Source organism: Paenibacillus sp. MMO-58 (genome assembly GCF_037146255.1).
Taxonomy (GTDB): domain Bacteria; phylum Bacillota; class Bacilli; order Paenibacillales; family Paenibacillaceae; genus Pristimantibacillus.
Window position 1 is genome coordinate 155,242 of record NZ_JBBCVY010000005.1, and the last position, 12,534, is coordinate 167,775.

9 protein-coding genes are annotated in these 12,534 nt (G+C 52.0%); 5 read left to right on the plus strand and 4 right to left on the minus strand.

The genetic code is table 11. The annotated features are described in order from the left end of the window. Positions 1–25 precede the first annotated feature (25 nt). Entirely contained in the window at positions 26–1,633 is a 1,608-nt protein-coding gene (locus WFJ73_RS16605) for an S-layer homology domain-containing protein (protein ID WP_336774131.1), read from the plus strand. 27 nt (positions 1,634–1,660) lie between these two features. Beyond that, a complete protein-coding gene (locus WFJ73_RS16610) occupies positions 1,661–7,462 on the plus strand; it encodes a GH92 family glycosyl hydrolase (RefSeq protein ID WP_336774132.1) in 5,802 nt (1,933 codons plus the stop codon). A 49-nt stretch (positions 7,463–7,511) separates the two neighbouring features. Here WFJ73_RS16610 and WFJ73_RS16615 read toward each other — a convergent pair whose 3' ends face one another. From WFJ73_RS16615 to tlp, 4 genes are all read right to left on the minus strand, one after another. Beyond that, positions 7,512–7,892: a type II toxin-antitoxin system death-on-curing family toxin gene (locus WFJ73_RS16615; protein WP_336774133.1), complete on the minus strand. Its 381-nt coding sequence runs from the start codon at positions 7,890–7,892 to the stop codon at positions 7,512–7,514. Further along, a complete protein-coding gene (locus WFJ73_RS16620) occupies positions 7,892–8,038 on the minus strand; it encodes a hypothetical protein (RefSeq protein ID WP_015846226.1) in 147 nt (48 codons plus the stop codon). Before WFJ73_RS16620 ends, WFJ73_RS16615 begins: the two co-directional genes overlap by 1 nt. Positions 8,039–8,233: 195 nt before the next feature. Beyond that, positions 8,234–9,811, minus strand: coding sequence for an acyl-CoA synthetase (locus WFJ73_RS16625; protein WP_336774134.1), 1,578 nt, complete (start codon positions 9,809–9,811; stop codon positions 8,234–8,236). A gap of 118 nt (positions 9,812–9,929) precedes the next feature. After that, on the minus strand, positions 9,930–10,142 hold the full coding sequence (gene tlp, locus WFJ73_RS16630) for a small acid-soluble spore protein Tlp (RefSeq protein WP_336774135.1): 213 nt from the start codon (positions 10,140–10,142) through the stop codon (positions 9,930–9,932). A gap of 232 nt (positions 10,143–10,374) precedes the next feature. Here tlp and WFJ73_RS16635 point away from each other — a divergent pair, with 232 nt between their 5' ends. The 3 genes from WFJ73_RS16635 (at position 10,375) to WFJ73_RS16645 (ending at position 12,481) form a co-directional block, all read left to right on the plus strand. Next, a complete protein-coding gene (locus WFJ73_RS16635) occupies positions 10,375–10,917 on the plus strand; it encodes a YkvA family protein (protein WP_336774136.1) in 543 nt (180 codons plus the stop codon). 93 nt (positions 10,918–11,010) lie between these two features. Beyond that, positions 11,011–11,490 carry a hypothetical protein gene (locus WFJ73_RS16640; RefSeq protein WP_336774137.1) on the plus strand — a complete coding sequence of 160 codons (480 nt, stop codon included), beginning with the start codon at positions 11,011–11,013 and terminating at the stop codon, positions 11,488–11,490. Between the two features lie 64 nt (positions 11,491–11,554). Then, entirely contained in the window at positions 11,555–12,481 is a 927-nt protein-coding gene (locus WFJ73_RS16645; protein WP_336774138.1) for an AraC family transcriptional regulator, read from the plus strand. Positions 12,482–12,534: the final 53 nt, after the last annotated feature.

A 12,534-nucleotide genomic window follows, 5' to 3' on the forward strand; every position in this document is an offset into this window, starting at 1 on the left:
GGCTGGAAAGAGAGGATCATGTGAAGTGAAAAAAGTTTTGGCAGCCCTACTGGCGTTGTGTATTGTTGTCCTGCCGGCAACCGGCTATGCGGCTGCAGCAGCCTTCGCGCTTAATATAAGCGCGAAGGAAGTGCTGCGCGGCGGAGAAATTACGTTCTCCGGAACGGCAGAGGACGATGTCGTCCTGAAGATCATCCGTCCGAATCAGACAACTTTTTATATGGATGTTATTGAGCCAGCTAACGGCACTTATACCGCAACGATTACCATTCCCGAGACGCAGGATTTCGCTCCTTGGGGCGTTTATAAAGTAGCGGCAACCAGCGGCTCATCTACGGTGAATAAGATCTTCTCGGTTGTAGAGAAGCTGGGCGAAGGCGGCACGGATCCGGAGGAGCCTTCCAATCCGGGTAACGGCAATGGAAACGGAGGTACAGTGACTCCTCCTGCAACAACCATTCCTGCCGATGCCGGCGACTCGACTGGCTCTACCATCATGCCGGAGCTTGGCAAAGACGGCTATATGTTCGGCAGCGGCACTTTAGCTTCCGCCGCTAACAGCGCGCAAGGCTCCATTACGGTGGAATTGCCTGCAGCGACTGGCGATGCGGGCAGCGCTCTGAACTTCCCGGCTGAGACCTTGAAGACGCTGAAGGATAAGAATCTGGATCTGATTGTGACTTCGGGCAGTTCGACCATCCGATTCTCTGCAGGTTCAATCGGGACATCCGATACGTCGGCGAGCTCGCAGGTTCGCCTTGTCGTAAATACGGTTCTGACAAGCGATGCGAAGAACGCCGTTAACCAAGCGCTTCAATCGAACCCGGACTACGTGTCCACGGGCGTTGTGCTTACGGCAACGATTCAAGTAATCAACGGCAGCAGCGTCACGGAGATTCATAATCTGGACAAGCCTGCCCAAGTAACGCTTAAGCTGACGGACGACCAAGCGAAGCAGATCCATTCCGGTCTGGCTGGCGTTTATTATGTGAACGGCAAGCAGCTTGACTATGTCGGCGGCAAGCTTGAAGGCAATACGTTCAAGTTTAATGCCCGTCATTTCTCGACGTATACCATTCTGGAATACAGCAAGACATTCATGGACGTGCCGGCTGGCCATTGGGCGGAAGCGGCTGTGAAATCCTTGAGCGCGAAGCACATTGTTTCCGGCGTGGACCAGCAGCATTATGCGCCTAACCGCAACATTACGCGCGCGGAGTTCGCGACTATGATGATGCGCGCGGTGGATTACACGGGTAAAGCGGCAGACGCGGCGGCAGCCAATTCGTTCAAGGATGTACCGGCTGGCCAATATTACACCGATGCGGTAACGCGCGCGGCTTCGCTTGGCATCATGTCGGGCTACGGCGGATCGTTTAGACCAAATGATCCGATTACGCGCGAAGAAGCGGTCGTTACGCTTGTACGGACCGTTCCGTATTTTGAGGTAAAAGATACCGGCAAAGGTGCGCCGGCATTCGCGGATAAGAAACAAATCTCAGCCTGGGCCAGCGCCGCTGTCGATCAGGCTTGGAAGCTTGGTTTAATCGAAGGCGACGGCAAGCAGTTCCATCCGAAAGCGGCTCTGACACGCGCGGAAATCGCCGTTATGATCAACCGGCTGATGCCGTAAGGAAGACGATAGAGGGAGGACCGGCAAATGTTTAAAAAGCTTTTTGCGGTGGCGATGACCGTTCTGTGCTTGACCGGCATTCTGGTGCCAGTCGGATCAAATGCCGCATTTGCGGCTGCGGCCGAAGGAATTACGACCAGGAACGTGGCCATGAACGCGACGGCGACGGCTTCCGGCCAGTGCAACGCGAACGAAATCGCCAGCAACGCCGTGGACGGAAAGACCGATACGAAATGGTGCGATAACACTTCCGCCCAGAAGAAATGGCTCAAGCTTGATTTGGGCAAAGAATATTTGGTTAACGAATGGGTGCTGCAGAACGCGGCAATTAACGAGTCGGGCAACAGCCCGTTCTGGAATACGAAAAACTTCAGACTTCAAAAAAGCGACGACGGCGAGACATGGACGGACGTTGACGTCGTGACGAACAACGCTCAGACGATTGTTGACCGGTTTGTTACTCCGTTCACTACGCGGTACATCCGTCTCTACATCGACAAAGCGGCGTATGACAGCAACATCGCCCGGATCTATGAGCTGGAAGTATACGGGGTTGAAGCCGATCAGATTCCGGCTGAACCGGAGACGAATCTGGCTCCGATCGATTACGTAGATCCTTTCATTAATACGCTCGGCGATAACGGTCAGACCAACCCTGGCCCTACAACGCCGTTTGGTCTGGTATCGCTTGGTCCGGACAGCGACGGCGGTGCGTTCAGCGGTTATTATTACGAGAACAAAAACTTGAAGGGCTTCTCCCATCTTCGCTTCAGCGGCGTAGGCTGCAGCGGCGGAGGCGGCAACATCCTGATGATGCCGGAGACGCGCGATTTCACGAAGAACGTAGCGGAATACAAGCAGAAATACGACAAAAGCAGCGAGCAGGCTTCCGCGGGCTTTTACGGCGTAACGCTTGCCTCCGGCATTAACGTGCAGCTGACTTCTTCCGATAACGTAGGCTTCCACAAGTATACGTTCCCGGATACGGCCAATACCGGCTCCGTTCTGGTCGATCTGTCGAACTCGTACGCGGGTATGGTGGATGCGAACCTGAAGGTAACGGGCAGCAACGAAATTACGGGGATGATCAAGTCCCAGAACGTCTGCGGACATGGCTATTACACAATCTATTACTCGATTCAATTCGATCATAACTTTGATTCCTACAGCTCGTGGCAAGGCGATTCCGTAGGCGCGGTAGCTCAGCGCAGCGGCTCGAACAGCGGCGTATGGCTGAACTTCAACACGGCGGAGAGCAAAACGGTTCAAGCCAAGGTAGGTCTGTCCACGATCAGCGTGGAGCAGGCGCAAGCGGAGCGCGGCTTGTACTCGGACTGGAATTTCGACGCCCGTCACGAGGAAGCGAGAGCCGCTTGGAGCAACGTCCTTAACAAGGTTGAAATTACGGATGCGGATGAGCAGAACAAGCGCGTATTCTATACGCAAATGTACCATTCGTATCTGAGCCCGAAGAACGTAACAAGCTCGGCCGGCACGTTCAAAGCGGGCAGAGACGAGAATACGATCCGCCAAGCTTCCGAGCTGGGCGATGATTTCGAGTACTACAACGGCTGGACGACCTGGGACGACTTCCGCAAATACGCGATGTTCTCCTTGTTCGAGCCGCAGCGCTACAACAACATGGTGAAATCGCTTGTGGATCTGTACAGTACCCGTGGCACGTATACCCAATGGGGTGACGGTTACTGGCCAAGTCCAACGGTCCGGAACGAATTCAACGGACAAGTTATTCTTGATGCTTACGCAAAAGGCTTCCAGGACTTTGACGTCTATAAGGCGTTAAAGGGCATGGCGGTTGACGCGGACAACTTCTCCATCAGCGACGGAGAGATCTCCGGCAAGCTGGAGAAAGCGAACAGCGCATCGTTCCCGATGAAGCTGGCTCAGCTGATCGGCGATAAAGCTACGTTCGAGAAGTACAAAGAGCTAGCTCTTTCTTATAAAAAGCTGTGGAATCACACGCAGGTGGATGAAAAAGGCGTTCCTACCGGCTTCTTTACGCCTAACGGAACGACGGTTGGAGCCGGCGACATTCAGGCGGTTGACCGCTATGCTTATCAGGGCAACCTGTGGCAATACCGCTGGTCCGCGCCGCAGGATATCAACGGCCTCGCCGAGCTGATGGGCGGCAATACCGAGATGGCGAAGCAGCTGAAGCATTTCTTCGAGATCGACGAGTATATGGCGATTAACGAGGAAGATATCTCGGCGCCGTATCTGTTCAACTACCTGGGTTATCCATACCTGACGCAATACTATGCAAGAGAATTTACGACGGAAGTCGTGACGCAGAAATACCATAACCACGGGGCTTACGCCTATCCGCTTAAATCCCGCGTATACCGCGACGATCCGGAAGGCTACCTGTCTTCGATGGACGATGACGCAGGCGGCATGTCCTCCTGGTACGTCTTCAGCGCGCTTGGCTTATTCCCCGGTAACCCGGGCGAAGCTTATTTCCTGATCGGCTCGCCGATCTTCTCCGAAGTGAAGCTGCATATGGGCAGCGGGAAGACGCTTGTGATCAAGGCGGATAACGTGTCGAGCGAGAACCGCTTTATCCAATCGGCAGAGCTGAACGGCAAAGACTTCAATCAGTCCTGGATTAAATACGATGATCTGATGGCTGGCGGCACGCTTGAATTCCATATGAGCAGCACGCCGAACATGAGCTGGGGCGCGAAGGCCAGCGCTGCTCCTCCAACGGTTGATTACAGCGCGGACATGGACAATGACTTCAACCATGAGCAGCTGATCCCTGAGAAATCAACCTGGAGCTATTACGACAAAGGCAAGGAAGCCGGCGAAGGCTGGTCGCAAGTTGATTTCGACGACAGCAGCTGGAGCTCCGGCAAAGCGATGCTGGGCTATGACAGCTACGGCAAACCGGCAACGACGGTCAGCTACGGACCTAATGCCAACAATAAGTACGTAACCACGTATTTCCGCAAAACGTTCGACGCGAAGGATCTGGACGGCATCCTTGAGCTGGATGGCAGCCTGATCCGCGACGACGGCGCAATCTTATACTTGAACGGACATGAGATTTTCCGTACCAATATGCCTACAGGCGCCGTAAACTACAGCACGTTTGCCAATGCGACGGTTGGCGATGAGCGGGATAAGAATGGCTTTATTATCGACCCATCTTATCTGGTTGACGGTACCAACGTATTGACGGCAGAGGTGCATCAGGTTAACGCAACCAGCTCGGATATCGCGTTCGAATTTAGTCTCGAAGCGGTACGCAAGCTGAACATTCCGGCTGCTCCAACCCATCCGGTTGTTGATGACAAAGCCAATACGATTGGATGGTCGCCTGTGGAAGGCATCAACAACGCATCGGATTACGAGTTCAGTACCGATGGCGGCAAGTCCTGGAAGCAAGCGAAGGCTAACCCGCAAACCGTTGGACCGCTGAACTATGCCCCTGGCATTGTTCGGGTCAGAGTCATAGCGAACGCGGCGGCCAATCGCGCGGCAGGCGAAGCCCTTCTGTCCACCGAGGCTTATACCTCGGACGTGAAGTGGGATGTTTATGACCTGGATGCCGATATTCATCAAGACGGCAACATGGCTGTAGACGTTACAGGTACGCTTAAAGGCGATTATACCGATTCGGCGGTTGTTGTCTTCCAGTTGATGGACGTCAAGGAACATGCTTGGGTATCCAGCGCGGTACCGGTTCAGACCGGAAGCTTCGACATCTCGCAAATCTATAACGTAGATGCTAGCAAATACAAGGTGAACGTATACCTTGTGAACGAATTTAACGGAGATATCTACGAATCGCCGCTCTGGCTGGCCGATCCAATCGTGCAGCAGTCGGAGCCGGGTTCGCTTCCGGATCCGGAAGGGCCGCCTGTAACGGAAGAGCCGCTGCCGGAACCGATTCCGCTGCCGGATCCGAAGCCGGATGAGCCGGAAGAACCGGAAGTGCCGGAGACGGGAATGAAGATTCAGTTCGAGGACCGTGCGGAATGGACCTCGGCTGCCCATCCGAACGGAGGCGGCGGTCTGCAGACGGAAGCCGGCAACGGCGGAACGGTTGTTGCCCATACGTTTGGCGGCGCATGGCTTGCTTACAACGTTGATTTCGGCACAACTGGCTTCAATAACGTAACCGTCCAATACGATGCTCCGACGGATAAGGTGCCGGCTGGCTCCAAGCTGGAGTTCCGACTCGGCAGCGTGACTGGCGAGCTCGTGGGTACGGTTAATATGGAAGACAAGAATGCAGGCTGGGGCAGCTATATCACCGCCAAAGCTAACCTGACGAGAACCCTTACCGGACAGCAGAAGCTTTATGTGGTGATGGTGGCGGGAACGCCTAACAATCTTCCGTATATCGGCAACTTCGATTGGTTCAAGTTCGATTATGAGAAGATTAGAACGGACTACGCCAAGCTTGAGCTTGAGAGCTATGACGAGTGGACGACGGATGTAAATACAGGCAATAACAACACGCCGCTTAAGACGGAAGCGGGCAAAGGCGGAGTTGGCCAGCAAGTGGCTAATACGTTTAACGGTGCATGGCTGGCTTACAAGCGTATGGACTTTGGCAGTGAGGGTGCAGATAAGTTCTCGATCGAATACGCGGGCAACTCTACCAACACCTTCAACAACTCTGCGGTAGAGGTTCGTCTTGGCAGCCCGGCAGGCACTCTGGTTGGAACGGTAGCAACACCGCCAACTGCGGCTGCTTGGGGAACGTATGCTACGGTAAGCGGCAGCTTGACGCAGAAGCTGACTGGTCTTCAAGATGTATATCTGGTGTTTACCGGATCAGCAGCAAACGGAGAGACCGGCAAGAAATATATCGGCAACTTCGATAATGCTTCCTTCTCCTTGAGCGTGCAGGAGCCGGAAGAGCCGGAACAGCCGGAGCAAGAGCAAATTACCGTTCAATTCGAGAATAAGACCGAATGGAATACCGCTCTGAACACGTTTAACAATCAAGCCATGAAGATCGAGAACAACAATGGCGGCCAGACAGTCGGCAATACGTACACAGGCGCATGGCTGGGCTTCAAAGACGTTGATTTTGGCTCGGAGAAAGGCAAGAACCAAGTATCCGTCGTCTACGATGCGCCAACCAATAGAACTCCTGCGGATGTAAAAGCAGAGATCAGGCTTGGCAGCCCAACAGGTACCTTGGTCGGGACGGTAGCGATCCCTAATACAGGTAGTACATGGGGACAATACAATACGGCGACGGCGGATCTGAATACGACGATCAAAGGCAAGCAGGATCTGTACATCGTATTGACGGGCAGCACCACTGCAAGTCTCCTATACGTGGGCAACTATGACAGCTTAACCTTTGGCTACAAGCCGGTTCGCAGCGATTACGCAAAGCTGGAGCTGGAATCGTACGATGCGTGGACGACGGCATTGAATCCGGCGAACAGCACTGCTCTCGGAACGGAACCGGGTAAAGGCGGAGTTGGCCTGCAAGTGAAGAACACGTTCAACGGCGCATGGCTGGCCTACAAACGAATGGACTTCGGCACGGAAGGTGTTAATACATTCGCATTTGAGTATGCGAGCAACTCGAGTAACTGCTTTGCAAACTCTGCGGTTGAAGTACGCCTCGGCAGTCCGACAGGAACGCTCGTGGGTACCATCTCCGTTCCTCCAACTGCAGGCAGTTGGGGAACGTACAAAATAGAGAGTGGTGCCTTGACGCAAAAGCTGACAGGCATCCAAGATGTATACCTGGTGCTTACCGGCTCGGCTGGCAATGGCGAGACAGGCAAGAAATACATCGGCAACTTCGATAATGCGGCATTTTCGTTAAAAGTATAAGGCAGTAAAAACAAAGCCCCCAATCCTTTCGAAGGATTGGGGGCTTTGTTCATTCGCAATTATTTTGAAGCCAAATACTCAATTCATCTATATTCATTGTTTTAGTAGCGACTTTTATAGCTACTTCATACAACTCATCATCATTGGCGATTAGCTCTTGGTTGTGGATTGTAAGAAAAACATAACAAGTTAAGACGGCAGTGCGTTTATTTGCATCGTTAAATGCGTGAGCGGTGGCTAATGTATAAAAATAAACAGAGGCCTTCCTAAATAATCCGGGATAGAGTTCTTGTGAGAATGATTCCATGAAGGGTTGTTCAGCAATGAAATCAAGTCTTCCTCTATCCTTAATACCAGGTAGGCCGCCGTATACTTTTAATTGTTCATCATGAATTTGAATAATCTGCTCTGCGGTAAGTTGTACATACATTAACTTTTCGACAACCTTTTAAGGGTCTTGTCGTATTTTTTCATGCCTTTTTTCATAGCTTCTTCAACGACACGATCACTGGCAACGGTTGTTTTGATAGTTTCTTGTTTATTAGCCACATCCTTCTCCTCCTCTTTGCCCTCCAAGAACAGTCCTCCTCTACAAACGTGCTAGTAGAGAATATGTCCTTTAATAGGTTAATTATACCAGTGCGATAGATGATTGCCTAGAATACGTTATTTACTGCAGCGAAAGAGCGAAATAACTATCGTAATAAACAAGCCGCTATTCAAAACTAAGTCTTAGTAAAAGCTTGGCTTGAATAGCGGCTGTTATTTAGCTTAAGAGTTCAAGAACGCCTCGCGTTGGCGAAGCTCGATCCGGCGGATTTTGCCGGAGTTGGTTTTTGGCAGCTCGTTAATGAATTCGATTTTACGCGGATATTTGTAGGGAGCCGTTACGGATTTGACGTGATTCTGCAGCTCTTTGACCAGCTCGGGAGAGCCGGTGACGCCGTCCTTCAGGACGATAAACGCCTTCACGATATGGCCGCGGATTTCATCCGGACTTGCAACAGCCGCACATTCCTTGACGGATGGATGGCGGAGCAAGGCTTCCTCGACCTCAAACGGTCCAATCGTATAGCCGGAGCTGATAATAATATCGTCCCCGCGGCCTTCGAACCAGAGATAACCTTCCTCATCTTTGCTTGCGCGGTCGCCGGTGATGAAGTAGGAACCAACGATGTTTGCTCCTTTACGTTCGGGATCCTTGTAATATGACTTGAACAGGGCAGGCATGTCGGTATGAACGGCAATGCTGCCGACCTCTCCCATCGGCTGCGGACGGCCCTCGTCATCAATAATCTCGACGAGACCCGGAACGATAGACTTGCCCATGGAGCCAATCTTAATAGGGGAATCCTTCAGATTGCCGATCAGCAGTGTATTTTCCGTCTGGCCGTAGCCGTCGCGAATGATGAAGCGGAAAAGCTCCTCGAACTGCTTGATCACGGCCTGGTTAAGCGGCTCGCCGGCCGATACGGCGCTGCGGATCGACGACAGATCGTAATCGGATAAGCCATCCGTCTTCGCCATAATGCGATATTCGGTTGGCGTGCAGCATAGCACCTGAACCTGATTCTCCTGAATGATCTGCAAATAACGCTCTGCGCTGAACGAACCGTTATAGATCAAGCCGGTTGCGCCGCTGCCCAGCACGGATAAGAACGGCGTCCAAATCCATTTCTGCCAGCCCGGCGCAGCGGTTGCCCAGACGAGATCGGAGCTTTGGATGCCAAGCCATGAAGCGGTAATGCGCAGATGCGCGTAGCCCCAGCCGTGGCTGTGAACGACGCCCTTCGGATTGCCGGTTGTCCCCGACGTATAAGCGAGAATCGCCATATCATCGCGGTGGGTAGCCTCGGCTTCGCGTTCCTCGGGCTGTCCTTCCATTAAAGAGCCAAGAGTGATCCAGCCGCCCGATTGTCCGCCGCTTGCGTCAATACGGAACTGCAGCGCTGGCAGCTCTTCCGTAATATTGTCTACTTCAGCGGCACCTTCGGCCCATGCGATAACCGCACGCGCTTCGGAATGCTGGAGGCGGTAGGACAGATCCTTCGCCCGGAGCATTTCGGAGGATGGAATAATGACAAGGCCAAGCTTCAAGCAGGCTACGTAGATCATATACGCTTCGATAGTTCTTGGGACCATGACGAGGACGCGGTCACCTTTTGCCAAGCCAAGCCCGTTCAAGCCGCCCGCCAGCTGGTTTACCTGCTTCAGCAGGTCGTTATATGTAATTGGCGTTGTATGGCCCTGATCGTCCAGCAAGCGGAGCGCAAGCTTGTCCGACTTGTGGCGCTCAATCTCAGAGCTGATGTTAAATTGTTCGGGTGCGATCCATTGATCGAAGTTCATGTAGGCCTGCTCCTTTGCCAATGCGTGATTCATAGCGGATTAGCGACAGTATAGCATAGGTTGAGAGCATGAAAAAGATGACTTCCGACGAATGCAGAAGTCATCTTTGCTTTGCCTTTTAGCCTTGTTCGTCTTGCAGTTCTTCTTTGAAGCCTGCAACACTTTCTCTCCGGCGCTCGTTCTTTTCTTCGAGCTGGTTTTGTTCCGTGCCGCTGATCTCCGAGCTGAACTCGTTCAAATACTGTTCAGTCTCCTGGATATTTTGCTGCGTGTTAGCGATATGCTCCTGCAGATGTTCTGCATTGTCCGCGCGATTGTCCGGCTTTGCCATACGTATACCTCTCCTTTATTCGTGTTGGTAGTCGGGCACCGCTTAGCACCCAAAAGCTATTGTGGCCCAAAGGCTGGATTTTTTATGCAAAAATAAACGAAAGTTAATTGTCTAAAGATTGGTTTTTCTGTTTAATTATATAAGAGGGCTTGTACAGCCCGGCTTACATCCAATCCAGCTGTATATCGGGAAGCGAATATAGAACTATTTTGAAATAGGAGGGTGGCTCTCTATGTCGGAAATTACGGTTGAATGTCCAAATTGCGGGCACAAAAATCAGGTTGAAGCTTTGAAGCTCAGGCAGGCCAAATGCGAAGCATGCCACGAAAGCCTTATTCAGGAGGATGTCCTTCCTGCAGAGATGTCGGATGAGGAGATTGCAAGCAGCGTAGAATCACCTCCTTCGGAAAGGCAGGAGGAAGAAGTCGACACCGACTCCTGGGCCGCCAAGATTGGCGACTTCGAGGAGCAAGTGAAATACGTAAACAAAGGCTTCTGGTCCAAGGTTAGAAAATATGCGGGCAAGGTGCCTTTCTCCCATGAAGCAGTGGCGATGTACTATTGCGCGATGGACCCCAATACCCCGGTAAAAGTAAAGGTTACCGCAATCAGCGCGCTAGCTTACTGGATTCTGCCGATCGATCTTGTACCGGATATTTTCCCGGTTATCGGTTACGGGGATGATGCTACGGCGATTTTCGTTGCGTATAAAGCGATCAGCTCGCATATTACGGACGAGCACCGGGATAAGGCTGCAGCCTTTTTCGCGAAATAAGTGTTAAATATTGATAGTACCTCGCTTATGGTTAGCGGGGTATTTGCATCGGAAGGCGATTTAGTCAGGAGAGGGCTAGGAGGTAGCAGCAACATGAATATGACGGAAGAGAGATGCGAGATAGAAGCGATAGAGGCAGGACGGAACGAGGTGATGGCTTACATCCATTCGGATGCGGACGGCTGGCAAGAGGCCAAGACGGCGCAGCAGCTCCAGCAGGTGTATGATCAGCATCGTCCGCTGCATTACGATCTTTATTTGGACTTTAGCAAAGAGGAGTGGCTTGCTAGGGGCGAGGCCATGGAGATGTCTGCCGGAGATGTCTGTGTGTTATTCCGAATGGTTACCGAAGGCTTGTCCTGTACCTCCGAAATGATCTTTACGGCTAGGTACCATCAGGAGCTTGAGCCCGGTAACAAGAAGGATAGAGGAAGACTCGACAGCTACTATAGAAGGTTGAAGGAACGATTGAAGCTGTACGGGATTACAACCGAGCATTATACCGTGAAGCCGGGGACTAGATATTTCGTCATTTATCCGGAGCAATGGGGCGAGGAGACCCGGGAGCGTTGACCTTCCTTGCCGGCAGGTATATGCTGACCTTAGAGGCTATACCGGTTGCAAAGGTGGGAAAAGCATGAATACGAACAGCTTTTATGAGGCGAAGTGGAGAGACGGGGATTTCCGGCCCAAGATCATGGCGTATTACTACAAGCAGTGGGAGGATTTCCATATGGGCTTCCATCAGCACGACTGGACGGAGTTCATGTACGTCATTTCCGGAAACTGCACGGTGGAGACGAATAAGGACGTTATCGCGATGCGCAAAGGCGATCTTATTATGCTGGACGCCGGCGTGCCGCATAGGCTGATCGTCGAGAGCGGGAGTCCGTGCCGGATGCTGAACGTAGAGTTTGGTTTTCAGCCCTGCGATGGCATCTATCCCTCGATGAGCCAACTGGCTAATCATAATCCGATGTTCTCCAAACTGCTGGAGCAGCGACTCGATACCATTGTGCTGAGAGACTATGAAGATATTCAGGTGAACCTGCGGAATCTCGTGTTTGAGCTGGATCTAGGTGGGGAAGGTAAGGAGCAGGGGCGCGAGATGATGACCAATCTTCTGATGTCCCAGCTGCTCGTCCGCGTTGGAAGGTTAGTTACCGTTGAGGCGAAAAATAGTACGGAGCGCCAAATCCATCATTACGTGCGGCAAGCAACGGAATACATTCATCAATATTACGATACGGCGATCCAAGCCAAGGATATTGCGGCTGCCGTTAATCTTCACCCCGTGTATCTCCAGCGTATTTTCAAATCGAATATGAACAAGACCATCAATGAATATCTGGTGGACTTGCGTATAGATAAAGCCAAAATGCTGCTCGCACGTACGGATGTGCCCATCATCGAGGTGGCGGATCATATCGGGCTGAACAGCCGCCAATATTTCAGCATGCTGTTCAAGAAAATGACGGGCATATCGCCTGCTGAATACCGCAAATCCAAGAATACGATCTCCAGCTGGAACGATTATGAAGTTGAAATAGTTGACAACATCTAACGCAAGCTGTTGCGAATGTGGAAACGCCTTCTTTTTCCGCCTGTTAGAATAAG

Excerpts from the sequence above, each read along its gene's own strand:
- WFJ73_RS16610 (WP_336774132.1), top strand. The coding sequence starts at position 1,661 with ATGTTTAAAAAGCTTTTTGCGGTGGCGATGACCGTTCTGTGCTTGACC.
- WFJ73_RS16615 (WP_336774133.1), bottom strand. The coding sequence starts at position 7,892 with ATGTATGTACAACTTACCGCAGAGCAGATTATTCAAATTCATGATGAA.
- WFJ73_RS16625 (WP_336774134.1), bottom strand. The coding sequence starts at position 9,811 with ATGAACTTCGATCAATGGATCGCACCCGAACAATTTAACATCAGCTCT.
- tlp (WP_336774135.1), bottom strand. The coding sequence starts at position 10,142 with ATGGCAAAGCCGGACAATCGCGCGGACAATGCAGAACATCTGCAGGAG.
- WFJ73_RS16635 (WP_336774136.1), top strand. The coding sequence starts at position 10,375 with ATGTCGGAAATTACGGTTGAATGTCCAAATTGCGGGCACAAAAATCAG.
- WFJ73_RS16640 (WP_336774137.1), top strand. The coding sequence starts at position 11,011 with ATGAATATGACGGAAGAGAGATGCGAGATAGAAGCGATAGAGGCAGGA.
- WFJ73_RS16645 (WP_336774138.1), top strand. The coding sequence starts at position 11,555 with ATGAATACGAACAGCTTTTATGAGGCGAAGTGGAGAGACGGGGATTTC.